Annotated in this window: 22 protein-coding genes; 10 read left to right on the top strand and 12 right to left on the bottom strand. The window is 71.2% G+C overall.

The window, feature by feature from the left end; translation table 11 throughout:
* Positions 1 to 37 precede the first annotated feature (37 nt).
* Together RE421_RS13565 and RE421_RS13560 are read left to right on the top strand one after the other, a co-directional pair.
* Positions 38 to 1,126 carry a Ku protein gene (locus RE421_RS13565; RefSeq protein WP_309810977.1) on the top strand — a complete coding sequence of 363 codons (1,089 nt, stop codon included), beginning with the start codon at positions 38 to 40 and terminating at the stop codon, positions 1,124 to 1,126.
* 1 nt (position 1,127) lies between these two features.
* Entirely contained in the window at positions 1,128 to 2,105 is a 978-nt protein-coding gene (locus RE421_RS13560; RefSeq protein WP_309810974.1) for a DNA topoisomerase IB, read from the top strand.
* On the opposite strand, the gene RE421_RS13555 is transcribed toward RE421_RS13560, so the two are convergent.
* The 4 genes from RE421_RS13555 to RE421_RS13540 form a co-directional block, all read right to left on the bottom strand.
* Positions 2,102 to 2,386, bottom strand: coding sequence for a Rho termination factor N-terminal domain-containing protein (locus RE421_RS13555; RefSeq protein WP_309810971.1), 285 nt, complete (start codon positions 2,384 to 2,386; stop codon positions 2,102 to 2,104). The genes RE421_RS13560 and RE421_RS13555 overlap by 4 nt on opposite strands.
* Before the next feature lie 122 nt (positions 2,387 to 2,508).
* On the bottom strand, positions 2,509 to 4,746 hold the full coding sequence (locus tag RE421_RS13550) for a catalase (protein WP_309810968.1): 2,238 nt from the start codon (positions 4,744 to 4,746) through the stop codon (positions 2,509 to 2,511).
* Between the two features lie 175 nt (positions 4,747 to 4,921).
* The gene (locus tag RE421_RS13545; protein ID WP_309810965.1) at positions 4,922 to 5,959 is read right to left on the bottom strand and encodes a cation transporter; all 1,038 of its coding nucleotides are present in this window, start codon (positions 5,957 to 5,959) and stop codon (positions 4,922 to 4,924) included.
* Positions 5,956 to 6,462: a transporter substrate-binding domain-containing protein gene (locus RE421_RS13540; protein WP_309810962.1), complete on the bottom strand. Its 507-nt coding sequence runs from the start codon at positions 6,460 to 6,462 to the stop codon at positions 5,956 to 5,958. The genes RE421_RS13545 and RE421_RS13540 overlap by 4 nt, the downstream gene beginning before the upstream one ends.
* A 165-nt stretch (positions 6,463 to 6,627) precedes the next feature.
* On the opposite strand from RE421_RS13540, the gene RE421_RS13535 reads away from it, so the two are divergent.
* A complete protein-coding gene (locus RE421_RS13535; RefSeq protein ID WP_309810959.1) occupies positions 6,628 to 7,773 on the top strand; it encodes an acyl-CoA dehydrogenase family protein in 1,146 nt (381 codons plus the stop codon).
* A gap of 54 nt (positions 7,774 to 7,827) precedes the next feature.
* Here RE421_RS13535 and RE421_RS13530 read toward each other — a convergent pair whose 3' ends face one another.
* From RE421_RS13530 to RE421_RS13520, 3 genes are read right to left on the bottom strand one after another with little or no spacing between them, the layout of a single operon-like run.
* Entirely contained in the window at positions 7,828 to 9,585 is a 1,758-nt protein-coding gene (locus RE421_RS13530; RefSeq protein WP_309810956.1) for a bifunctional 3'-5' exonuclease/DNA polymerase, read from the bottom strand.
* A 50-nt stretch (positions 9,586 to 9,635) separates the two neighbouring features.
* Complete coding sequence (locus tag RE421_RS13525) at positions 9,636 to 11,663, bottom strand: VWA domain-containing protein (RefSeq protein ID WP_309810951.1); 2,028 nt, start codon at positions 11,661 to 11,663, stop codon at positions 9,636 to 9,638.
* A 47-nt stretch (positions 11,664 to 11,710) separates the two neighbouring features.
* Entirely contained in the window at positions 11,711 to 13,183 is a 1,473-nt protein-coding gene (locus RE421_RS13520) for a sigma 54-interacting transcriptional regulator (protein WP_309810948.1), read from the bottom strand.
* A gap of 76 nt (positions 13,184 to 13,259) precedes the next feature.
* Here RE421_RS13520 and RE421_RS13515 point away from each other — a divergent pair, with 76 nt between their 5' ends.
* Positions 13,260 to 13,913, top strand: a complete 654-nt coding sequence (locus RE421_RS13515) for a histidine phosphatase family protein (protein WP_309810945.1) — start codon at positions 13,260 to 13,262, stop codon at positions 13,911 to 13,913.
* Positions 13,914 to 13,951: 38 nt separating this feature from the next.
* Positions 13,952 to 14,707: an SCO1664 family protein gene (locus RE421_RS13510; RefSeq protein WP_309810941.1), complete on the top strand. Its 756-nt coding sequence runs from the start codon at positions 13,952 to 13,954 to the stop codon at positions 14,705 to 14,707.
* Here RE421_RS13510 and RE421_RS13505 read toward each other — a convergent pair whose 3' ends face one another.
* Positions 14,708 to 15,571 carry a SurA N-terminal domain-containing protein gene (locus tag RE421_RS13505; protein ID WP_309810938.1) on the bottom strand — a complete coding sequence of 288 codons (864 nt, stop codon included), beginning with the start codon at positions 15,569 to 15,571 and terminating at the stop codon, positions 14,708 to 14,710.
* 153 nt (positions 15,572 to 15,724) lie between these two features.
* Here RE421_RS13505 and RE421_RS13500 point away from each other — a divergent pair, with 153 nt between their 5' ends.
* Together RE421_RS13500 and RE421_RS13495 are read left to right on the top strand one after the other, a co-directional pair.
* Positions 15,725 to 16,144, top strand: coding sequence for a metalloregulator ArsR/SmtB family transcription factor (locus RE421_RS13500; RefSeq protein ID WP_309810935.1), 420 nt, complete (start codon positions 15,725 to 15,727; stop codon positions 16,142 to 16,144).
* 2 nt (positions 16,145 to 16,146) lie between these two features.
* Positions 16,147 to 17,121, top strand: coding sequence for an SRPBCC family protein (locus tag RE421_RS13495; protein ID WP_309810932.1), 975 nt, complete (start codon positions 16,147 to 16,149; stop codon positions 17,119 to 17,121).
* Here the strand turns inward: RE421_RS13495 and RE421_RS13490 are convergent.
* Positions 17,085 to 18,872, bottom strand: coding sequence for a BCCT family transporter (locus RE421_RS13490; RefSeq protein ID WP_309810930.1), 1,788 nt, complete (start codon positions 18,870 to 18,872; stop codon positions 17,085 to 17,087). The genes RE421_RS13495 and RE421_RS13490 overlap by 37 nt on opposite strands.
* A 113-nt stretch (positions 18,873 to 18,985) precedes the next feature.
* Here RE421_RS13490 and RE421_RS13485 point away from each other — a divergent pair, with 113 nt between their 5' ends.
* Positions 18,986 to 19,780 carry an alpha/beta fold hydrolase gene (locus RE421_RS13485; RefSeq protein ID WP_309817432.1) on the top strand — a complete coding sequence of 265 codons (795 nt, stop codon included), beginning with the start codon at positions 18,986 to 18,988 and terminating at the stop codon, positions 19,778 to 19,780.
* A gap of 160 nt (positions 19,781 to 19,940) precedes the next feature.
* On the opposite strand, the gene RE421_RS13480 is transcribed toward RE421_RS13485, so the two are convergent.
* On the bottom strand, positions 19,941 to 20,789 hold the full coding sequence (locus tag RE421_RS13480; RefSeq protein WP_309810928.1) for a patatin-like phospholipase family protein: 849 nt from the start codon (positions 20,787 to 20,789) through the stop codon (positions 19,941 to 19,943).
* Between the two features lie 164 nt (positions 20,790 to 20,953).
* On the opposite strand from RE421_RS13480, the gene RE421_RS13475 reads away from it, so the two are divergent.
* Positions 20,954 to 21,376, top strand: a complete 423-nt coding sequence (locus RE421_RS13475; protein ID WP_309810924.1) for a VOC family protein — start codon at positions 20,954 to 20,956, stop codon at positions 21,374 to 21,376.
* On the opposite strand, the gene RE421_RS13470 is transcribed toward RE421_RS13475, so the two are convergent.
* Positions 21,373 to 22,410 carry a DUF808 domain-containing protein gene (locus RE421_RS13470; protein WP_309810920.1) on the bottom strand — a complete coding sequence of 346 codons (1,038 nt, stop codon included), beginning with the start codon at positions 22,408 to 22,410 and terminating at the stop codon, positions 21,373 to 21,375. The genes RE421_RS13475 and RE421_RS13470 overlap by 4 nt on opposite strands.
* Positions 22,411 to 22,572: 162 nt before the next feature.
* Positions 22,573 to 23,559, bottom strand: coding sequence for a diaminopimelate dehydrogenase (locus RE421_RS13465; RefSeq protein WP_309810917.1), 987 nt, complete (start codon positions 23,557 to 23,559; stop codon positions 22,573 to 22,575).
* 289 nt (positions 23,560 to 23,848) lie between these two features.
* On the opposite strand from RE421_RS13465, the gene RE421_RS13460 reads away from it, so the two are divergent.
* Positions 23,849 to 24,394, top strand: a complete 546-nt coding sequence (locus RE421_RS13460) for a PACE efflux transporter (RefSeq protein WP_309810913.1) — start codon at positions 23,849 to 23,851, stop codon at positions 24,392 to 24,394.

Genomic DNA, 24,394 nt, shown 5'->3' with positions numbered 1-24,394 from the left:
TCCCCTTGGGTGCCGACCAGGGCCTATGCTGGCGCCCATGAGAGCCATCTGGTCTGGATCTATCACCTTCGGCCTGGTGAACGTCCCTGTCAAGGCGTACTCGGCGGCGAAGAAGCACGATATCAGCTTCCACCAGGTCCACGACGCCGACGGCGGCCGGATCCGGTACCAGCGCCGCTGCGAGGTGTGCGGGAAGAAGATCGACTACGAGCACATCGACAAGGCCTACGAGGACGGCGAGCAGACCGTCGTCCTCACCGACGAGGACTTCGACGCCCTGCCGGAGGCGCAGAACGACGAGATCGAGGTGGCGCAGTTCGTCCCCTCGGAGCAGATCGACCCGGTCATGTTCGGCAAGAGCTACTTCCTGGAGCCCCAGGGCAAGTCCCCGAAGTCCTACCTGCTGCTGCGGCAGGCCCTGCAGGACACCGACCGCACCGCCGTCGTGACGTTCGCCCTGCGCCAGAAGACCCGGCTGGGCGCGTTGCGCGTCCAGGACGACGTGCTCGTCCTGCAGTCCATGTACTGGGCGGACGAGATCCGGGAGGTCGACTTCCCCGCCACGCAGTCACGGGCCGTCATCGGGGCGAAGGAGAAGAAGCTGGCGGCGGCCCTGGTGGACCAGTTCGCCTCGGACTTCACCCCCGAGGAGTTCGAGGACACCTATCAGGTGGAGTTGCGGCGGCTGATCGACGCGAAGTTCGAGCAGGGCGACGCCCTGGACACGGAGGCCACCTTCGGCGTGGTCGAGGGGGAGGACGAGGGCGGCGACGCTGAGGTCATCGACCTGATGCAGGCCCTCAAGGCGTCCCTGGACCGGAAGCGAGGCAGCCGGGGCACCCAGAAGGCCGGCTCGACGACGTCGAGCGCCCGGACGTCCAGCGCTGAGAAGTCAGGGTCCAAGAAGGCCGGCGACACGAAGTCCGCGGCGGAGAAGTCCAGCGCGAAGAAGACCGGCGCGAAGAAGACCGGCGCGAAGAAGACCGGCGCGAAGAAGACCGGCCCGAAGAAGACCGCGTCCAAGGATTCCGGCCCGAAGACGTCCAGCTCGCAGAAGGACGGGTCCAAGAAGTCCGGTGCGAAGAAGTCCACCAGATCCTCCGCGCCAGAGCGCAAGAGCGCCTGAGGTGCCCCGGCTCGTCAGGTCCAGCCCGGGCACCGGCGGGTACACGCGCCGCCGGGCGGGAACGGGCTTCACCTACCGGGGCGCCAACGGCCACCGCATCACGAACCCGGCCACGCTCGAGCGCTTCCGGGACCTGGCCATCCCCCCGGCCTGGACGGAGGTGTGGATCGCCCGCGAGGACAACGCCCACATCCAGGCGACCGGGGTGGACGACGCCGGCCGCACCCAGTACCTCTACCATCCGTGGTGGAGGAATCTTCGGGACGCGGAGAAATTCGAGCGGGCGCGCTCCTTCGCCGAGGCCCTGCCGGGACTCCGCCGGCGGGTCACGCGGGACCTGCGGGCTACCGGGGAAGCCGCCGGCCGCCGTCGGGCCCTGGCCGCGGCCGTCCGGCTCATGGACCGGGGGAGCCTGCGGGTCGGAGGATCGGAGCACTCCGGGCAGACGGAGGCCTTCGGGGCCACCACCCTCCAGCGCCGGCACGTGGCCAGGGAGGGCACGTCCGTCCATCTCGTGTTCCGCGGCAAGTGGGGCGGCGCCTGGGACGTGACGTGGCAGGACGCGGACCTCGTCCGGTTCTTCGCGGACATCCCCGCCACGCCACGGACCGCCCCGGCAATCTGCTATCCGGTCCGCTCCGGCCGGCGGAAGCAGTGGAAGGGCATCTCCGCCGCAGACGTCAACCACTACCTGACCGAGGGCGTGGGACTGGAATTCACCGCGAAGGACTTCCGGACCTGGCAGGGGAGCGTGGCCGCCGCCCGGTCCCTGGCCCGCTCACACCGCGCCGGGCTGCCGGCCCCGGAAGCCGTCAAGATCGCCCTGCAGGCCGCGGCCGACCTGCTGCAGAACACCCCGACCGTGGCGGGCGAGGCCTATGTTGACCCCCGGATCGTGGACCTGTTCGGCGACGGCCAGGTCGTGGAGCTGCGCCAGCAACCGGACCGGGGACTGCTCCGCCTGCTGGCCCGGGGTTAATGGTTGCGCAGCTTCTCGATCAACTCGTCCTTGCGCAGGTCCGAGTAGCCGGTGAGGTCCAGCTCCTTGGCCCGCTCCTTGAGCTGCTCGACGGTCCAGTCCTCATAGGAACCGGAGTCGCCGCCGCGCTCGCCGACCTCGGACCGGCCGTCGCGCGCCGCCGCATTGGAGATCCGGGCGGCCTTCTCCTTGCTGGCCCCGTCCTGGCGGAGCGACTCGTACAGTTCCTCGTCCTTGATCTGCGGGGCGTCGGATTCCTTGGATGCGTTCTTCTGAGCCATAGGGCCAGTCTGTGCCCTGGGCGGCCCCTCCCACAACCACCCGCGCCTGGGCCCGTCCGGCGCACCTGCGGTGAGCTGGACCGGCCCAGGCCTGTCGTGGCGGTCGTGCGGTCAGGCGGCGATCAGGTGGCGGCGAGGCGCCCCGTGGTGGGGAACCGTTCCCAGACCCGGTGTGCGGGCATCAGCGTGAGCAGCTGCTGCACCGCGTCGTCACCGCCGGATCCGCTGACGACGCCGGTCCCCTCCAGGTAACCCGCCGCGCGCAGCACCTCCTCGCCGGCGCCGAAGGCCCCGATGGCCTTGGCCTGCCGCCAGACCTCGCCGAGCAGCAGCTCGACCCGCGGGTCGACCGTGCCGGCACCGGCCGGGACACCGACCTTGCTGTCCAGCCCGTTCGCCGCGTCCGGGGCCGGCGGCGTGGCCGAGGCGACCAGGACGGCGTCGAACTCGATGGACCGCGCGGTGAGGTAGGTGCGCTGGGCCATCAGGTCCTTGCCCAGCAGTCGCGTGGCCGCCTCGCCCCCGGAGGGGGCCACGACGAGGGGGACCATCCCCGCCCGGTCCACCGCCGCGATGGCGGCGGCAACCTCACCGGTGTTCACCTTCGGCCCGACGAGGATACCGACCTGGCGTCCGTCCAGCGGCCAGGTCCGGCCGACCTGGGACAGGGCCGGCGATGGCGTGACCTCGGGCACGTCGAGGGAGGGTTTCGGCGCCGGCATCCCCAGGCCATCGGCCACGGCCTGGCACAGGGCCGGGTCGATGTTGGCCAGGGCCCGCAGCTGACGTTCGCGGACCGCCTGTTCATAGCACTTGCCGAGCTCGAAGGTGTAGGCCTGCGCCGTGTGCTCCTTCTCCACCTCGGACAGTGAGTGGAAGAACAGGCGGGCCTGGCTGAAGTGGTCGTCGAAGGTGGCCGGCAGGGCCCGTTCCTTCACCGAGGCCGCCACCGGGGCGGGGTGGTCGATGAAGGGCCGGTCGCCGTCGGGTGTCTCGAAGGGGTTGCCACCGTCCAGGGAGTTCGGCCGGTAGGGCGCGACCCCGGCGTGCACCGCGGTCTGGTGCATGCCGTCCCGCAGCATGTCATTGACGTCCGCGTGCGGGCGGTTGATGGGCAGCTGGTTCCAGTTCGGTCCGCCCAGACGGGTGATCTGGGTGTCCAGGTAGGAGAACAGCCGGCCCTGCAGCAGGGGGTCGTTGGTGACGTCGATGCCCGGGACGAGGTTGTTCGGGTTGAACGCGACCTGCTCGGTCTCGGCGAAGTAGTTGGAGGTGTTCTTGGTGAGGGTCATCAGCCCGACCGGCTCCACGGGCACCAGTTCCTCCGGCACGATCTTGGTGGGATCCAGCAGGTCGATGCCGGCGAACATCTGGTCCTCGGTGTCCTCGAAGACCTGCACGCCCAGCTCCCACTCGGGGAAGGCACCGGCCTCGATGGCGTCGGCCAGGTCCCGGCGGTGGAAGTCCGGATCCGCCCCGCTGATGAGCTGGGCCTCCTCCCAGGTCACGGAGTGGACGCCGAGCTTTGGCTTCCAGTGGAACTTCACCAGCACGGTGGAGCCGTCCTCGGCGATCAGCCGGAAGGTGTGGATCCCGAAGCCCTCCATCATCCGGAAGGACCGCGGGATGCCGCGGTCCGCCATGTTCCACATGGTGTGGTGCTGGGCCTCGGTGTGCAGGGAGACGAAGTCCCAGAAGGTGTCATGGGCGGACTGGGCCTGGGGGATCTCCCGGTCCGGGTGCGGCTTGACGGCGTGGACGACGTCCGGGAACTTGATGGCGTCCTGGATGAAGAACACCGGAATGTTGTTGCCCACCAGGTCCCAGGTGCCCTCGTCCGTGTAGAACTTGGTGGCGAAGCCGCGGGTGTCCCGGGCCAGGTCCGTGGAGCCGCGCGAGCCCACGACGGTGGAGAAGCGGACGAAGACCTCGGTCTCCTTGTCCTGGGCGAAGACCCCGGCCCGGCTGATCTTCGAAGCCGTGCCGTAGCCGCGGAAGACGCCGTGGGCCCCGGCGCCCCGGGCATGGACCACCCGCTCCGGGATCCGCTCGTGGTCGAAGTGGCTGATCTTCTCCCGGAAGTGGTGGTCCTGCAACAGCGCCGGACCCCGCGGTCCGGCCCGCAGGGAGTGGTCGGAGTCCTTCAGGCGGGCACCGTGGGCCGTGGTGAGGAACTCCCCGCCCTGGGCCATCTTCTCCTGCGGGGTGCCCGTCTCCTGGCCCGTGGGGGAGACCGTGGCCGGCCCGGACTGGTCCGGTGCGGGGGGCAGCGGGCCGGCGGGGGTGGTGGGTTCCTCCACCTGAGGTCCAGAATCGCCGGTGTTGCCGGGGGATCCGGGAATGCGGGGCTGCTGGGTCATGGCACGTGCCTTTCACTGGGTCCTGCGGGCCGGATCCCGGCCGAACGGGCGGCGCCGATGGCGTCGCACGGAGCGGGGAACACGGATCCGCAGCGCGGTGGTTGGTGCGTGGCCACAGTACGCACCATGACCCCGTTGCTGGCTACCCCTCCTCGGCAACCAGCCGCCTGAAGGGTCACCGGCCGCCACCCTCGGACTGCTTGTCCTGTGGTGTGCCGCCGTGGACCTCGGCGGGCAGTTCCGAGACGGGAACGATCGCCACGTCCTCGAGCTTCCAGTCCAGGTCGGCGACGGACTGCCGGAGGTCTTCCAGGGCGTCCACCGTCAGGGCGGCACCCGGGGCGGGAACCACGAACAACTCCGTGTGGAAGACGTGGCCCTCGTCCCGGATGCGGGCCCCGGCATGCCGGACCCAGGCGAAGGTCAGGGCCTGGGTCTCGGCCTGACGCACCAGGGGGTGCTCCTCCGCGCCCTCGATGGTGCGGGCCCGGGTGTCCGCCAGGTCCGAGAGCGCGGTGCCCACGTTGGTGGCCCCGTCCTTGAGGATGCTCAGCCCCACGAAGATCGCGGCGGCGGAGTCGAACCACCACAGTCCCAGCCCCACGCCGCCCACACCCACGATGGTGGCGACCCCGGTCTGCCAGTCGGCCTTGTTCATGTCCGCGTCCGCATAGAGCACCTTGTCATGCAGCTGCTCGGCGATCCTGATCTTCATCCGGCCCAGGATCACGGGCCCCGGGATGGACAGGAGCATGACGGCCATCATGAACCAGCCCTGCCACACGGTGTGCCCGAACAGGTGGAACGTGCCGATGGGGGGATGCTCGGCCATGAGCAGGCCGCTGCCCGAGTCGATGATGAGGTAGGCGCCCATGACCAGCAGGGCCACCGCGGCCACGAGGTGCCCGACCCCCATGGCCCGGTGGTTGCCGTAGGGCCGCTTCTCCGTGGGCGGGCGGTTGATGACCCGGACGGCGATGAGGAAGGCCAGGGGCGGGATGAAGGACAGCATGTCCTCGATCCAGGCGGCCTTCATGGCCTGGGAGCTGCCCATGACCACGATGACGAGTATCACGGTCACCGCGAGCATCACGATGGTGATCCACTCCAGGCGGACGGCGCGGCGGAGGGCCCGCTCCAGGTCCGGCGGCAGCTCGGTCCGCCCGAAACGGCGGGTGCGGTCCGTGCCGGACTCTCCCGGCCCGCCGGTCACGGGGTGGCTCCGGGGTGTGCCGAGTCCAGGAACCGTTCGACCTCGGCCAGCATCTGGTTCTCGCCCAGGGGGACGGCGAGCACGAGCTGGACGGTCTGTCCGTCCGGCCCTGCGTCCTCCGCGTAACCACGCGTCAGGGAGGCCTTGGAGGACCACGGTGACTGGTCGGTCAGTCCGCCCCCCACGAGATCAACGTCTCCGGCCTCCAGGGCCGTCATCAGCGCTTCCTCGCCGGACACCGTCCACTCGATCTCGGCATCGATGTCCTCGGCGAACGCCCGGATGAGCTCCACCTCGCTGCCCGTGGGTTCAGGTCCCGAGGCGTCGACGTACGGAGGATGGTGGCTGATCCCGACGGACAGCGTGCCGCCGGTGGCCCGGTCGAAGGTCCCGTCCGGATCGGCCGGGTACCCCGAGGAGGTGCAGGAAACCAGAAACACCGGCAGCACCAGTAGTGCACTGATGAGTGCGCCCCTCCGCGAGGCGCGTGGATTGTTCGGCACCGAACCCCCTGATCTCGTTGACCTGCTGTCACCGTACGCCGCGGGGTGTGCACCGGCAATCTGCCGTCGAAGGCCTGCGCCGCAGACCGGGCCTCGCCGCTTAATCTACTCGTGAGTAGTATGGTCGGACTCACGCCCAGACCACCGTCCCGGAAGGACCCCGCCGTGCGCCGCCGCATCTTTGAGACCGAACACGAGGACTTCCGCGATGCCGTGGCGGAGTTCGTCACCCGCCAGGTCACCCCGAACCTCGAGGCCTGGGCGGAGGCGAAGGCGCTGCCGCGCGAGTTCTGGCTCCAGGCCGGAGAGCAGGGCCTGCTGGGGCTCGAGGTCCCAGAGGAGTTCGGCGGTGGCTATCCGCAGGACTACCGCTTCAACGCCGTCGTGTTCGAGGAGCTGGCCCGGGCCAGCTTTGCGATCTCCTCCTGCGTGGGCATCGACGCGGACATCGTGCCGCCGTACATCGTGGACCTCGGTACCCCCGAGCAGCACGCCCGCTGGCTCCCCGGGGTGGCCGACGGCTCCACCGTCACGGCCATCGCCATGACGGAGCCCTCCGGCGGCTCCGACCTGGCCAATCTCAAGACGACCGCCATGCGCGACGGCGACGACTGGGTCATCAACGGCTCCAAGACGTTCATCACGAACGGCTTCTCCGCCGACCTCGTGGTGGTGGCCGCCCGCACCAGCCCGGAGAAGAAGGCCAAGGGGATCACCCTGTTCGGGGTGGAGGCCGGCATGGCGGGCTTCGAGCGGGGCCGGAAGCTGGACAAGGTCGGTCAGCCCGAGTCGGACACCTCGGAGCTGTTCTTCCGGGACGTGCGCGTTCCCCACGAGAACGTCATCGGCCAGGTGGACACCGGCTTCATCCAGATGATGAAGAACCTGCCGCAGGAGCGCCTCGGCGCCGCCGTCTACGGGTTGGCCCACGCCCGGCAGATCCTGGACGAGACCCTCCAGTACACGAAGGACCGCAAGGCCTTCGGCCAGTCCATCGGGGCCTTCCAGCACAACAAGTTCCTGCTGGCCGAGCTCGTCACCAAGGTGGAGGTCACGCAGGCCTTCCTCGATGACGCCATCATGGCCCACACGGCCGGCGAGCTGTCCGCCGTCGACGCGGCCAAGGCCAAGTACTGGGCCTCGGACGTGCAGAACGAGGTCCTGGACCACTGCGTCCAGCTGCACGGCGGCTACGGCTACATGAACGAGTACCGCGTGGCCCGCGCCTGGAAGGACGCCCGCGTCAACCGGATCTGGGCCGGTTCGAACGAGATCATGAAGGAACTCATCGGCCGCGACCTCGGCCTCTGAGCCCGCGCCGCGGGCCGCGCGGCGGGCCGCGCGGCGGGCCAGCACCGGGCCGAATCAGTGGGCGCCGGCGTAGGACTCGACGGCGGCCACCGAGAGCGGGAACCCCACCGGCGCCGCCCCGAACAGCATCCGCCCCGCGGCCTGAGCCGCCTCGGTGACGATCCGCCGGACGGCGTCGGCCTCCTCGGCCGGACCGTGCAGCACCACCTCGTCGTGGACGAAGAACACCAGCCGGGTCTGCAGGGGGTCGCGGGCCTGCCCGTCCGGGGTGCCCTGCCGCAGTCGGCGGCGGATCTCGCCCATCCAGCACAGGGCCCACTCCGCGGCGGTCCCCTGGATGACGAAGTTGCGGGTGAACCGCCCGGCGGACCGCCGCAGGGTGCGGGACCGGGACTCCGCCTCGGCCGTGGAGACGTCGGCGGTGGCCGTGAGCCACTGCTGCCCCGGGGCCGGGGACGTGCGGCCCAGCCAGGTGGAGACCTGCCCGCCGGCCTCGCCCCGCTGTGCCGCCTGCTCGAGGAGGCCCATGGCGTGCGGGTACAACCGGCGCAGGTGAGGGATCAGCGCGGCCGAGTCGCCCGTCGTCGCCCCGTACATGGCGCCCAGCAGCGCGACCTTCGCCCGGGAGCGTTCGGCCAGCTCCGAGCCGGCGCGCCGGCCCTGTTCGGCCACCGCCAGGTACAGGTCGGACCCGGACCCCGCCTCGGCCAGCGCCCGATCCCCGGACATCGCCGCGAGGATGCGCGGCTCCACCTGGGAGGCGTCGGCCACGGTCAGCAGGTGGCCGGGATCCGCGCGGACGGCGTCCCGGACGGCGGCGGGGACCTGCATGGCACCGCCCCCGTGGGCGGCCCACCGCCCGGTCACCACGCCGCCCACGGAGTAGGCCGGGTGGAAGCGCCCGTCCTGCACCCACTCGTCCAGCCAGTGCCACCCGTTGGCCGTCCAGAGGCGGTAGAGGTGCTTGTACTCGAGGACGCCGGAGATCAGCGCGGTCCGCCGCGGCGCATCGGGCCCGCCCTCGGAGGCCCAGCCCTTGAGGTCCCCCGCGCGGGTGGACCCCACGCGGACGCCGGCGAGGTTCAGCCCGCGCAACAGGTCCTGGGGCGAGTCCGGATTGAGTCCGGGCACCCCGAGCGTGCCGCCGATCCGCTCCGCCAGCTCCTGGAGCAGTCGGGGACGCTGGCCCTCGGCGGGGCGGGGCCCGAGCTGCTCGGCGAGCATGGCCTCGTGCAGGTCCCGGCGCCACGGCAGGCCCTCGTGGAGGATCTCCGCCGCGATCAGGGCGCCCTGGGACTCGGCGGCCAGCAACAGCCTCAGCCGATGCGGGGCGCCGGAGCGGTCGACCGCCGCCAGCTGGGCGACCAGCTCGCGGGCCAGGTCCTCGGCAGGGGGGACCTCCTGCCGTCCCCGACCGCCGGCGGGCAGGTCGAAGAAGGTCCCCTGGTCCGGGCGGGTCGCGGGCGGCTGACGCAACCACGGCTCGGGGCCCGGCACGGGCACGTCCACGGCGGGGGAGTAGGTGACGCCGGCGGCGGTGGACAGGATGCGCTGGCACAGGCCGAGGTCCCAGCACCGGCTGATCGGGACCTCGGCCTCGAGCAGGGGACGGTACCCGGCGGACACCGAGGCGAAGACCCAGCGCACCCGGTCCGGGTCCGTCCCGAGCCGACCGGGCAGGTCGCGGACCAGTCCGGGCAGCGCGGCGGCGGGGACCGGGGCGAGCCGCTCCATCCCGTCATCCCGGACCACCACGGGGAGCCAGTGCTCCGACGCGGCGGCGCCGGGTGCCGGGCCGAGGACGATGTGCATCCTCCCATTCAACCCGACCGGTCCAGATCAGCTGGTCCAGATCAGCCGGTTCAGACCGGCCAGTCCGGATCGGCGCCCCACGGGGAGGACGGGGAGAACGTGGAACGGGCCCGGAGGAATTCCCCCACGACGGCGGCCCCCAGGTCCTCCGGGTCGGGCGCCACCACGCGGCCGCCCACCCGGCGGGCCATGGCCGCGAGGAAGCCCTGCAGCCCGGGATCGGTGCCCAGCCGGAAGAAGGTGGTCTCCGCGCCGAGCCGGCCGACGCGGTCCAGCTCGGCGATGGTGGCCCGGAGCGTGGCCGGCTCCGGAGGGTAGGAGAACAGCGCCACGGGACCCGACTCGCCCTGCGGCATCAGATGGGCCGTGGGTTCACCGTCGGTGACGATGAGCAGCACTGGTTGCAGGGTCGGGTGCTGGCGGAAGAACCTCGTGGCCAGCATCAGGCCGTGGTGCAGGTTGGTGCCCTGCTCGCGCATCGGGGCCAGGGCGGTGAGCTCCCCGATGTCCAGGCGGCCGGCGTAGCGCCCGAAGTTCACCAGCTGCAGCCGGTCCCCGCGGAAACGCGTGGAGACCAGGTGGTGCAGCGCCAGGGCCGTGCGCTTCATGGGCACCCAGCGGCCCTCGGCCGCCATGGAGAACGAGGTGTCCACCAGCAGGGCCACGGCGGCCTGGGTGCGTGCCTCGGTCTCCTGGACCTCGACGTCGGCCACCTCGATCCGCAGCCCGGCCGCCGGATCCCGGCCGGCCGCCGTCGTGCGTCCGATGGCGTTGGTGAGGGTCCGGGTGACGTCCCAGGACTCGACGTCACCGAACTGCCAGGGCCGGCTGGAGCCCGTGAGCTCCCCGGCGGCCCCGGCGTGGCGGGTGTCCCGCTGCCCCTGCCGGCCGGAGAGCCGGCCGGCCGCATCCTGGAGCAGGGAGGTGCCGAGCCGGCGCATGGCCTGCGGGGAGAGGGTCAGGTCGCCGTCGGCGCCGCGGCGCAGCAGTCCGCTGTCCCGTAGCGCCTTCTCCAGCCGGTCCAGGGTCCGGGCCTCGACGGCGGCCTCGTCGCCGAGGTGCCGCGCCAGCCGGTCCACGTCCACGTCGGACAGGGTGGAGCCGGGGGAGGACTGGGACAGCTGGTCCGCGAGCTGGTCGAGGTCCGCCAGGTCCTGGAGCACCCCGGTGCCGTCGCCGAGACCGAGTCCCTGCTCGCCGTCGAACTGCTCGGAACCGGTCCAGTCCTCGCCGGGGCGCAGGCCCTGGAGGTTGGCATCGAGGCGGTTCAGCTGCTCCATCAGGGCCGGCGAGCCGAAGGCCTGCGCGGACAGCGCCAGGAGTTCCTCGCGCTGCTCGGGCGTCATGGAGCGGAGCATGCGCTGGGCCGCGGCGGACCGCCGGGCCAGGATGTCGATGAGCTCGTCGATGTCCTGCGGGTTCTCCGGGAACTGGTCGCCGTGCCGGGCCATGAACTCCTCGAAGTCCGCCGGCGTGTCCTCTCCGCGGGCGTGCCGGTCCAGCAGGTCGTTGAGGTCCCGGAGCATCGCGGCGATGGCCTCCCGGTCCTCGTCCGTGGCGTTCGCCAGGGCGTTCTTCAGGCCGGCGAAGCGCTGGTCCAGCATCTCCCGGCCGAGCAGGTCCTTGATCTGCTCGTAGGCCCGGCGCGCCGTGTCCGACTGCCAGTCGTAGCCGGCCAGCTCGGTGACCGCGGCCGCGGTGGAGTCCGGGAGGCCCTGCAGCTGCATCTCCCGGAAGGAGCGGTCCGTGTCATCCATCCGGATGTCGCGTGCGAGTTGCTTCCGCTCCTCCAGGACGGCTTCGTCCAGGAGCCTGCGGACCTCGTGGAGGGTGCCGTCGAGGCGGTGGCGGCCGAGCAGGTCCCGACGGCGGGCCTGGACGCGGCCGGCCAGGTCGTCCAGTCCCGTCATGGTGCGTCCGCCCCGGCGGAGGAACTCGCGGAGGGCCTGTTCGGGGGAGTACCCGGCCATGACGTCATCGGCCACCGCGTCGAGGGCCTCGGAGAGGTCGAGCGGCGGGGCCAGCGGGTCGGGGCCGCCGTCGTAGCGGCCGTAGCGGGAGGAGGACCGGTGTCTCATGGTGCCCCCTGGTTCGCGTCGGGGTGGGCGGATCCGGTGGGGCCACTCTAGCCGTAGACGGTCTCGCCGTCGCCGGACTCCTTGGAGAGCTCGCGGGCCAGATACAACCCCTCGAGAGCCAACTCGATGGCCCCGGCGCGGTGCCCGGAGGACGATGGCTCGGCCCCTTCCGGCCGACCGCCGATCCGGAGCGTGATCTCGTCGTACAGCCCTGGGTCCTCGAGGTCGGGCAGCCCGGCCAGGAACTCGGCGGCCGTCACGCGTTCGCCCGTGGTGGCCGAGTGGTGTCCATCGAAGGCCTCGACGAGCGGGGAGAGGTCCAGGCCGCCGAAGCGACGGCGAACCGCCTGGGCCGTCGCGGTCCGCAGCAGGTGCTCCAGGATCTCGTCCTCCCGCCCCTCCTCGCCGGATTCGAACTCGATCTTGCCGCCGAGGACCTCCACGGCGGACTCCAGGTCCACCAGTCGGGCGACGGGGTCGTCGCCGCGGGCGGTGGCCCGGTGGCGGGCGGCGGCCGCCACCGTCTCCGCGCCCGCGATGGCGAAGCGGGCCGAGACGCCCGAGGACTGGTTGACGGCGCTCGACGAACGCAGGGCGCGGGTGAACCGGGCCAGGATCTCCAGGAGGACCTCGGGAACGTCCGCCGTCAGGTGCGCCTCCTGGCGGATCACGGCGATCTCGTCGTTCAGGTCGAGCGGATAGTGGGTGCGGATCTCGGCGCCGAACCGGTCCTTCAGGGGCGTGATGATCCGGCCTCGGTTGGTGTAGTCCTCCGGGTTCGCCGAGGCCACCACCAGCACGTCCAGGGGCAGCCGCAGCACGTAGCCGCGGACCTGGATGTCCCGTTCCTCCATGACGTTCAACAGGGCCACCTGGATGCGTTCGGCCAGGTCGGGCAGCTCGTTCAACGCCACGATCCCGCGGTTGGACCGGGGGACCAGGCCATAGTGGATGGTCTCGGGGTCGCCCAGCCGGCGGCCCTCGGCCACCCGCATGGGGTCCACGTCGCCGATCAGGTCGGCCACCGAGGTGTCCGGGGTCGAGAGCTTCTCCACGTACCGTTCGGACCGGTGCCGCCAGGCCACCGGCAGCCGGTCGCCGTCGCGCTCGGCCCGGGCCCGGCTCTCCGGCGTCAGGGGCTCATAGGGGTGTTCGTTCAGCTCGGACCCGGCGATGACCGGCGACCATTCATCCAGCAGCCCGCTCAGGGTCCGCAGCAGGCGGGTCTTGCCCTGACCCCGCTCCCCGAGCAGCACCACGTCATGCCCGGCGATGAGGGCGCGCTCGAGCTGCGGGATGACCGTGCGGTCGAATCCGTGCAGGCCGGGCCAGGGGTTCACTCCCGCCTCGAGGGCCGCCAGCAGGTTGGCCCGGACCTCCTCCCGCAGCGAGACCTGTTCGTGGCCGGAGGCCCGCAGCTCGCCGAGGGTGCCGATGCCCGGCGCCTCCGTGAGACCCGCAGGGTCCGCGGGAGTCGCCGGCGAGGGGACGGAGGGGGAGGGGACGTGGGGGCTGACCATGGGTCTCACGCTATCGGCGGCACCGGGCGCCGTACAGGGTGTCCCGGAACACGGACCCCGCCGTAGGCTGACCGGGATGGCACCCCGCGAGACAGACCCGAACGGCCCGACCACCCTGATCCTGCTCATCCGGCACGGGCAGACGCCGACCACCGGCACGGTCCTGCCCGGTCGCGCCCCAGGGCTGCACCTCTCGGAGGCGGGCCGGGAACAGGCCGAACGCGTCGCCGAGCGGCTCGCGGCGCTGCCCCTGTCCGCCGTCTACTCCTCCCCCCTGGAGCGGGCCCTGGAGACCGCAGGCCCGACGTCGGCCCGCACCTCGGTGCCCGTCGTCCAGGACGCTGGGCTCCTGGAGGGCGACTTCGGCGACTGGACGGGGGCCCGGCTCACCGACCTCTACGGCAGGCCCGAGTGGCAGACCGTCCAGGGACAGCCCTCGGTCTTCCGCTTCCCGGGCGGGGAGAGCTTCACGGGGATGCGCGACCGCATGGTCGCCACGCTGGCCCGGCTCCGGGACGCCCACGAGGGCGGCACCGTGGCGTGCTTCTCGCACGCCGACCCCATCCGGCTCGCGGTATCGGACGCGATGGGCACCCCGTTGGACCGGTTCCAGCGGCTGAGCATCGGGCCCTGCTCGGTCTCCGCCGTGTCCTACCGTCAGGGCAGCGATCCGGTGGTGCTGACCGTCAACTCGACGCAGGACCCCTTGGACCGGCTCGTGGCCTCCTAGGGCCGGGCCGAGGCGGGGAGAGAGACGGGGTGGACGGGGTGGACGTCGGCAGGGAAGGGGTCGGGGACCAGGACACCCTCCTGGAATGCGGGAGCATCGAGGTCCTGGGCCAGCTGGCCAACAGCAGCAACGAGACGTTCCTCGTCGAGGTGACGCAGGGGGAGGCGCAGCACTGGGCCATCTACAAGCCGGAACTCGGCGAACGGCCGCTGCGGGACTTCCCACCCGGACTCTACCGGCGGGAGCGGGCCGCCTACCTGCTGAGTGAGTCCCTCGGCTGGGGGATCGTCCCGACCACCGTCGTGCGGGACGACGCCCCGTTCGGCCCCGGATCCCTGCAGTGGTTCGTGGACCATGACCCGGACCGGCACTACTTCGCCCTGTTCGAGGAGGAGCCGGCGACCCACGATCAGCTGCGGACGATGGCCGTCTTCGACCTCCTGGCCAACAACACGGACCGCAAGGCAGGACACGTCCTCCGCGGGCACCGGGGCCGGCTCTGGGGCATCGACCACGGCCTGTGCTTCGCGGCGCCGTTCAAGCTGCGCACCGTCATCTGGGATTTCGCCGGGGAGCGGATCGACGCCGGCCTGCTGGCCGACGTCGACCGGCTCGCCGACGCGCTGGCCGGGAACCCGCCCGGGGAGCTGGCCGGGCACCCGACCGGGGAACTCACCGGCCACCTCTCCAGGTTCGAGGTCGCGGCGCTGCGGCAACGGATCCGGGCCGTGCTCCTCGAGGGAGAGTTCCCGGAGGACCCGACCGGGATGCGCTTCCCCTGGCCCCTGGTCTGATCAGAGCTTGATCTGCACGTCTGCGCCCTCGCGCAGTTCCCCGATCCGCTGGGTGAGGGCCTCATTCTCCTTCTGGGAGGAGACCTGCTGCTCCAGCTGGGGCTTGAGCTCCTCGAAGGACGGCGTCTCGGGTGCGGCGCTCTCGCCCTCTGCGCCGCCCTCCTGACCGCCCTGGGCCTCCGACTGGGCCGCGATCGAGGAGTCGTAGAGCTCCTTGAGTTCCTCATCCGAGGGTTCCGGGATGTCGAGCTGCTCGATGGTCTGGTTCAGCATCAGCTGCTTCTCCGCATCGGAGCGGATCTGCTCCTCGCTGAAGCCCTGCTCCTCGAAGGTGGCCAGCAACTCGTCCACGGAGGCCACGCCGCTGGCTTCCGCCGTCTCCTCGAGGAACGCGTTGACGTCCTCCTCGGAGGCCTCGTGGCCCTGCTCCTGGGCATCCTGGACCAGCAGCTCCGTGCCCACCATGGACTCGGCGAGCTGCTTCTTCATCTCGTCCTGGTTCATCTCCTGCCCGGACATCTGGGACTGCATGGCCATCTGCTGGAACTGGCCCTCGTAGGCCGTGGTGAACTCCTCACCGGAGATCTCCTGGCCGTTGACGGTGGCCACGACCTCGGGGATGTTCTCCACCTCCGGCTCGGGCATGGAGGGCTGCGCGTCCTCGGGCGCCGCCTGGGCCTCCCCGGAGCCGCCGCCGGAGGCCGGCTGCGAGGCGGCCGCGCTGCTACCCTCGCCGCCTTCGGCGCCGCCTCCACCGCCCCCGCCGCAGGCGGCGAGGCCGAACAGGGAGCCGACGAGCGCGACGCTGGTCAGAAGTTTCTGGGGCGTGGTGGAACGCGTGGTGGATCGGGGAGTTGAACGCACTGCGATGACCGTCCTTTCAATGGTGGCTTCGGGCAACGTAGCAACCGAGTCTGGGCGCCGCGGTCAGGCTGTTGCCAGCCGTCGTTCAGGTCCGCACGTCGCGCTCCGGCAGGTCTTGACGGGGCTCTCCGGGTCCCACTAATGTACAACCACATGGTTGTACATCAGGCAGCCGGTGCTGCGTCCGGCACGGCTTCCCCGCGGGGACTCAGCGACGACGAGGTGGACCGGGTCTTCCGGGCCCTCGCCGACGCCACCCGACGGGACATCGTGCGCCGGACCCTCACGGAGTCGATCTCCGTCTCCGTGCTGGCCGAGGACTACGAGATGTCGTTCGCGGCCGTCCAGAAGCACGTCTCCGTCCTCGAGTCAGCGGGTCTCGTGAAGAAGAGCAGCAAGGGCCGAGAGCGGCTCGTCAGCGGAGATCCCGAGACCCTCCGTCAGGTCCAGCACCTCCTGGACCGCTACGAACGGCTGTGGCGCCAGCGGATCAGCCGCCTCGACGCCCTGCTGGCGGACGACGATCCGGGCGCTGCGCCCGACCAACCCCCCGGCCCCCTCGGAAAGGCATGACCATGCCCGTCACCAACGTCTCCAAAGATCCCCAGGCCCTGACGATGACCATCGTCGCGGACTTCCCCGTCCCCGTGCGCAGGCTCTGGGACGCCTATGCCGATCCCCGCCAGCTCGAGTCGTTCTGGGGGCCGGTCGGCTGGCCGGCCACCTTCACCCGGCACGACATGATCCCCGGGGGTGAATCCCACTACTACATGACCGGACCGGACGGCGAGACGTCGGCGGCGTGGTTCGAGTTCCTCGCCGTCACGGAGGGTGAGTCCTTCGAGGTCCTGGACGGCTTCACCGCGGAGGACGGCGGCCGGGACCAGGGCGCCCCCGTCATGCGCATGGTGTTCGCCTTCGAGGCCACCGACGGCGGCTCGCGCCTGGTGCACACCACCCACTTCAACTCCGCCGAGGACCTGGAGCAGATCCTGGGCATGGGCATGGAGGAGGGCACGCTCTCGGCCATGAGCCAGATCGACGCGGTCGTGGCGGACCTGCAGTCCTTCGGGGCCGGCCGATCCGTGCGGACCCAACTGATCGGGGACCGCCAGGCCCGGCTCAGCCGCGTCATTCGCGGGACGGTGGACCAGGTGTGGAGGGCCCACCACGAGCCCGAGCTGCTGCGCCGGTGGCAGCTCGGACCGGACGGATGGACCATGCCGGTCTGCGAGGTCGGCACCGCCGTCGGCGAGACCTACCGCTATGAATGGGAGCGGGAGGGTGGGGAGGACCGCTTCGGGTTCACCGGCCGCGTCCTGGAGATCAACCCGCCGCACCGTTCGGTGACCACGGAGGCGATGATCGGACAGGAGGATGCCTCCACCACCAATGAGCTGACGCTCACCGCGGTGGAGGGCGGCACCCTCCTGTCCCTGCTCGTCACCTACCCGGACGAATCGCTGCGCGAGACCATCCTGGCCACGGGCATGGCGGACGGCATGGAGTCGAGCTACTCCCGGCTGGAGTCCGAGGTGCTGTCCGCCTGACGGACCCGGCGGCCGGTGTGCGGACCGACGCGCTGGTGGATCTCCCTCTGCCGCTCGCGGCTGAGGGAGGACCACCACGCGGTGGCCGAGACCGGTCCGGACTCCACCGCGTCGTCGTCGCTCTCCAGCCCGAAGCGCTCCGAGATGTCCGCCAGGAACACCTGCCGCCGGATGGCCTCGGACCGCTGGACATTGACATGCAGCGCCTTGAACACCGCGATGCACATCAGCACCATGAGGATGGTGAACGGCAGGCCGATGGTGATCGCCAGGGTCTGGATCGCGGTCAGCCCGCCCGCGAGCAGCAGGGCGGCGGCCATGACGGCCGTCGCCACCGCGAACATCACGCGGATGCGGCTCGGCGGCTCGGGGTTGCCGCCGGTGGCGATCATGGCCATCACGAGCGAGCCGGAGTCCGAGGACGTGATGAAGAAGATCGCGGAGAGCAGGATGGCGCCGATCACCAGGATGGCGCCGCCGGGCAGCTGCTCCAGCACCTGGAACAGGGCGGAGTTGACGTCCACCGAGCCGTCGGCGGCCACCACGGAGGTGTACCAGTCGGGCCGGTTGGCCTCGTAGTAGATGGCCGTGCCGCCCAGGACCCCGAACCAGACCACCGAGATCATGGTCGGCACCAGGATCACGCCCAGCAGGTATTCGCGGACGGTCCGGCCCCGCGAGATGCGGGCGATGAAGACACCCACGAACGGGGTCCAGGACATCCACCAGGCCCAGTAGAAGGTGGACCAGCTGGCCTGCCAGGCATCACCCTCCGCGCCGAAGAAGGCGGAGGAGTTCAGCGAATTGCCGATGTAGTTCTGCAGGTAGTGGCCGAAGGTCTGGACCATCTCCTTGGCCAGGTACTGGGTGGGCCCGGCAATGAGCAGGAAGAGCACGAGGCCGGCGGCGATCACCATGTTGGTGTTGGAGAGCCACTTCATGCCGCGGTTGACGCCGGACACCACCGACCAGATGACGAAGCCGGTGACCACGGCGATCATGGCGTACTCGACCCACAGGTCCTCCTCGCCAACGACCCCCATGGATCGCAGGCCAGCGGCCATCTGGGTGACGCCCAGGCCCAGTGAGGTGGCCACGCCGAAGACGGTGCCGATCAGCGCGAAGCTGTCGATGGCGTGTCCCCAGCCGCCACGGGTGGCCTTCTCGCCGATCAGCGGCTCGACGGCCCAGCGCATGGACAGTGGCCGGCCGCGCCGGTGGATGGCGTGGGCGATCGCGAGGCCGACGACGGCGTAGATCGCCCACGGCTGCAGCCCCCAGTGCAGGTACGTCAGGGCCAGGGCGTCCTCGGCCCGGGCGCCGACGGTGGGGTCGGCCGCCTCCAAGCCGGGACGGGGTGTGGCGAAGTGGATGAGCGGCTCGGTCATCCCGTAGAACACCAGGCCGATGCCCATCCCGGCCGCGAAGAGCAGGGCGAGCCAGGAGAAGGTGGAGAACTCCGGCTCGTGCTCCGGCCGGCCCAGCTTGATGTTGCCCTTGCGGGAGAACCCCAGGTAGAGGCAGAAGACCACGAATCCGAAGGCGAGGATCAGGTACCACCAGCTGAAGTTGCTGATGACGGTCTGCTGGACGGCGGCGATGCCGGACTCCATGGCCGCGGGGAAGGCGAGGGTCACGCCCACGAACAGCACGATGATGATCAGGGTGGGCCAGAGGACCCACGGGATGAGCCGACTGCTGTACTCGTTGGTGCTCGGCGGGTTCCCGCCTGAGGGTTCCTGGGATGACATGGTTCCCACCCTAAACCGGCCGGTCGCCACGCGCCCAAAGCGGCCGGGGCGCCGCGGCGGGCATCCTCTAGGCTCGGAGCGTGGACGACCTTCCCCTCAGCACCCTGCACACCATGGACGCCGGCGGCCCGGACGCGCCCTCCGACCCCGGCCATCGCGTCGTGTTCCTGCACGGCCTCTTCGGCCGCGGCAAGAACTTCACCCGGATCGCCAAGGACCTCGCCCCGGGGTACCGGAGCCTGCTGGTGGACCTGCCCAACCACGGGGAGTCCGAGTGGACGGACACGGTGGATTACCGCCAGATGGCCGATTCCGTGGCCGCCACGCTCCGGGCGGGCGTCGCCGCGGAAGGCCCCGTGGCCGTCGTCGGGCATTCCCTGGGCGGGAAGGTGGCCATGGTGCTGGCCCTGCGGCACCCGGACGTGGTCTCCCGGCTGATCGTGGTGGACATCGCGCCCACGCAGGCCGGGGGCGCTGAGGGCGAGTTCGCGCACCTGCTGGACAGCCTGGCGGCCGTGGACCTGGGCGCCATCGGGCGCCGATCGGACGCCGACGAGGCGCTGAAGGATCCCATCCCCTGGGACACCACCCGGCTGTTCCTGCTGCAGAACCTGCGCAGCGGCCCCGAGGGGTACTCCTGGGAGCCGAACCTGGAGCTGCTGCGGACCAGCCTGGACGCCATCGGCGGCTTCCCCGAGACCGGGGACGCCACCTTCGAGGGACCGGTGCTGTGGGTGGCTGGCGGCCGCTCGGACTACGTCCGGGACGAGTACGCGCCGCGCATGCGGTCCCTGTTCCCCCGGACCCACCGGGTGACCATCCGGGAGGCGGGCCACTGGGTGCACTCCCAGGCACCCGAGAAGTTCACCGAGGTCCTGCGCGGCTTCCTCGAGCACACCTCCTCCTGAGAGTTCAGTCCTGCGGGTCCCGCTGCGCCGGCGCTGCCTGCCGGTGGTCCTCCTCGGTCAGCAGCGAGAACGCCAGTAGCTGTCCTCGTCCACCCCTCCGCGGGCTCCCCGGACCGTCCAGGGCCAGGCCCGGCTCACCGGGCAGGGCGGAGTGGCCGTGCTAGGCCGGGGGCAGGCCCGCGATGCGGTCGAGCTCCACGACGCTGGCCCGGTAGGCCAGCTCCGCCCGCTCCTCGGTGTGCTCTAGGGACATCAGGGCCTTGAGGCCGCGGACCCTCGGCCGGCCGCCGGTCGGCAGCACGTGCACCGTGACCCCCTCCGGGACGTGGTCCATGGCATGGGTGAAGCTGTGCCGGCGCGTGATGTCCACGTAGACGTTGAGCGTCTCCACCATGGAGGTCGGGACCTTCAGCTGCTTGTCCAGCTGGCCGGCCTGCAGGACGTAGATCGTGGTGGCCCCGCGCCGCACGGCCTGGCCCAGGGGCACCGAGGCGACCAGGCCGCCGTCGAGGTAGTGCTCGTGGTTGATGATGGTGGGCGGCAGCAGCCCCGGCACCGAGGCGGAGGCGACGACGGCCGGGACCAACGGGCCGTGGTCGAAGGACTGCTCCGTGGCGCGCTCGATCGAGGTGGCGACCGTGACAAAGGGCAACTCCAGATCCTCGATGCGTGTCCGGGGCGGGAAGTGCATCGAGATCAGGTCCACCAGCGGCCTGGCGGACAGTGTGTAGGTGCGGCCGCGGACCACCCGCCCGGCCTGGCTCGCCCAGGACTGCCCGAACACGGCCCGCGCCTCGTCGGTCTGCCACATCTCCAGCATCTCGTGGGCCACCCCGGGGTGAGGGTCGCGCGCCACCACGGCGCCGTTGAGGGCACCCACGGACGTGCCGACCACGAGGTCCGGGGTGATGCCCCGCTCGAACAGGGCCCTGAGCTGGCCCACATGGACCGCGCCCCGGTTCCCGCCGCCGGCGAAGACGAAGGCCGTACCCGTTGACGTCGCTCTCACGGTCCGACTGTATTCCCGGTGGCGCCATGGCTCCAAGGGGACGCAGCGCAGGATCGGAGATGCCGTCACGGCGGCCGCGGGCGCATGCTGGTCGTGGCCGCACGGCCCCCGGCCAGCGCGACACGCACCCCCCCCGAGCGGGCCCCCAGAACCAGGAGCACCCCATGAGCACCTCCCTCGCCACCTACATCTCCCTGCCCGGTACCACCGCTGAGGCCTTCGAGCATTGGCACGAGGTCTTCGGGGGTGAGCTGAACCTGATGCGCTATGGCGACACGCCCATGGAGGGCATGCCGTTCGAGCCGGATCCCCAGGCCGTCGCCCACGTGACGCTGTCCCTGCCCGGCGGGGAACTGGCCGGCGGTGACGTCATGGATGGGAAGGACTACCCGGTCCGGGACACCGCCTACTCCCTGCTGTACACGGTGGACACCCCGGACGAGGCCCGCGAGCTGATCGGCAGGCTCGTGGCCGCCGGCGGCTCCGAGAACATGCCGTTCGAGCAGGCCCCCTGGGGTGACTGGTACGGCCAGGCCTTCGACCGCTTCGGCGTGATGTGGGCGTTCTCGGCCGCGGCGGCCCGTTAGGTCCGCCGGCCGGGCCGGTGACCGGCGGCGGCGGCCCGCAGCGATCCCGCCTCGCGACCGCCGGGGCCGCCGTCCTCGCCGCCCCCGTCACCGCGTCCGATCGGCAGCAGCTTCAGCAGCGGATGGAGCACCGCCAGGACCAGCAGGCCCCACAGCAGGCCGACGACGGCCGAGCACAGGGTGTTCACCAGCCAGCCGAGGAAGCCGCCCACGGCCGGGAGCGCGGCCACGGGAGCCTCCAGGGCGTGCACCAGGTCGTAGGGGGCGTGCAGCCCGAGCTCTGCCGCCTGCTGCAGCAGGATGTGCCCGCCCACCCACAGCATGGCCACCGTGCCGATCAGGGTGATCGCGGCCAGGACCTTCGGCATGGCCTTCACGAGCAGCTCGCCGAACCGTCGGACCCCGTCACCGGCGCCCTCCCTCTGCGCGAGGTGCAGGCCGACGTCGTCCATCTTGACGATCAGCGCGACGGCGCCGTACACGAGGACGGTGATGGCGATGGCCACCACCACGAGGATGATGGCGCGGAGCCAGATGGACTCGTCGGCGACCTCGTTCAGGGAGATGACCATGATCTCGCAGGACAGGATGAAGTCGGTGGTGATGGCGCCCTTGACCACCTTGTCCTCGGCCTCGGGGCCCTTCTCGGAGGCCGGCGCCTGCTTCTCGGCGTGGTGGCCGCGGAGCTTGTGCCAGACCTTCTCCGCGCCCTCGTAGGCCAGGTAGGTGCCGCCGAGGATCAGGATCCACGGGATGATCCAGGGGATGAACGCGCTGATCAGCAGCAGGGCGGGCAGGATGATGAGCAGCTTGTTCCGCAGCGATCCCCAGAAGATCCTCTTGATCAACGGCAGCTCGCGGGAGGGGTCGGCGCCGGAGACGTATTGCGGGGTGACGGCGGCGTCGTCGATCACCACGCCCACGGCCTTGGTCCCCGCCTTGGCCGCACCGGCCGCGATGTCATCCACCGAGGCTGCGGCGATGCGGGCCAGGGCGGCGACGTCGTCCAGGAGGGCGACCAGCCCGCCGCTCACCGGGGGCCTCCCGGGCGGGCGCACGCCGGGGGCGTGCCAGGGGGCTGGGTCTCGCGGTGCTCTCGCGTGATCGGCATGGTCAGAGCATACGACGACGGCGGCGCACCCGCCGTGGTGCGGTGCGCCGGCGCTGTGATGCCAGCGGTGTGGTGCCGGCGGTGCTCACACGTCCCGGCGGATGAGCTCCTCCAGCGGGACGGGGGAGAGCAGGTAGGGGGCCACCTCGAGCACGGTGAAGGCGCCGGTCCGGCCCTCGGCCCGCAGCCGCGCGGCCGCGCGGCCGTAGGCCACCTGCGAGGCGGCGGTGAAGTCCGGGTTGCTGCCGAGCTCGAGCGCGAACTCGACGGAGCTGCGGGACCCGCCGAGGTCCCCCGACGTGATGACGTGGCCGCCGTGCGGCATGCCCTGATGGTCCCGCTCGAACTCGTGCTCGGTGATGAAGTGCACCGTGGTGGTATACGGGGCGAAGTAGTCCGGCATGGTGGTGATGGCCTCCCGGATGGCCTCCTCGCTGGCCGCGCCGGGCTCCTCAGCCACCACGAAGCACTCGCGCACGTGGGCGGAGGCGCCGGTGATCTCGGCCCCGCGGCCGGCCTTGGCCTCCGCGATCGCCTCCTCGCTCGGGATCGTGTACTGCACGCCCCGCTTCACGCCGGGGACCCGGCGCACGGCATCCGAGTGGCCCTGGGAGAGGCCCTTGCCCCAGAACGTGTTCTGCTGCGCGTCAGGGAACAGGGCGTCGGCCACCGTGCGGTTGAGGGAGAACAGTCCCGGGTCCCAGCCCGTGGAGACCACGGCCACGTTGCCGCCCGCGCGGGCTGCCTCGCCCATGGCGGCGTAGTGGTCCGGGACCAGCTGGTGGTTGTCGTACGTGTCCACGGTGGTGAAGTGCCGGGCGTATCCCGTGGCCTGCTCCGGGATGTCCGTGGCGCTGCCCAGGCACAGGAACAGCACGTCGATCTCGCCGGCGTGGTCGGCCGCCGAGGCCGCCGGGAAGACCGGGGTGTCCGTGTCCAGCTCGGGGCGCCGCGAGAAGATGCCGACGAGCTCCATGTCCGGCTGGCTGCGGATGAGCTTCTCCACGCTCCGGCCGAGATTGCCGTATCCGACGATGGCGGCCCTGATGGTGGGGGTGGACGACGTGGTCATGGGGGAGGGTCCTCTTCTCTGCCGATGGGGCCCGCACGCACCGGCCGGTGGAGGCGGACCCCCTCATCGTAGGCATGGTCCCGGAGATCAGGCGGTAGCGGCCGGGTGGAATGAGTGCGGCCCGGACTGCGTTGGAGCTTGGTAGAATCACTACACGGCGTCACGGGACCACCGCGGTCCCCACCGACCAGGCCCCAGGGCCGGTCGGTCCCCGGCGCCGAGCATCCACTTCCATGGACGCGAAACCGGTCGAGGACTTCCCATGGAGATTTCTGGGAGGTCCTTTCTCATGTCCACCAACGCGCCCCAGCCCACCGAGGCCACGGAGACCCCACAGACCACGGCAGCCGCCGCGCCCGTCCGGGAGGTCCCGAAGGCGCCGGGCGGCCGGCCGGCACTGATCGGCCGCCGCGTGTTCCGGACGCCGACCGTCCGTCGGATCGTCTACGCGGTCGTCTTCGAGGCGTTCGCCATCCTGTTCGCCACGCTCATCCTGACCCTGCTGGGCAATGCGCCCGGTGCCAGCGCCGCCGTCGGGGTGGTGTCCTCCGTGGTGGCGCTGATCTGGAACATGGTGTTCAACACGCTCTTCGAGCGCTGGGAACGCCGCTCGGGCCACACCGGACGGCCCCTCTGGGTGCGCCTGATGCACACCGTGCTGTTCGAGGCCGGCCTGCTGGTCTTCCTGATCCCGGCTGTGGCGCTGCTGCTGCAGGTCGGCCTGTGGGAGGCGTTCCTCTACGAGGCGGCGCTGCTCGTGTTCTTCCTGATCTACAACGCCGTGTACGCCTGGTGCTTCGACCGGGTCTTCGGCCTGCCCGACTCCGCCCAGTAG

The sequence above is a fragment of the Citricoccus sp. I39-566 genome, from assembly GCF_031432995.1.
Lineage (GTDB): Bacteria > Actinomycetota > Actinomycetes > Actinomycetales > Micrococcaceae > Citricoccus > Citricoccus nitrophenolicus_A.
This window is presented reverse-complemented; position numbering and strand designations above follow the sequence as displayed.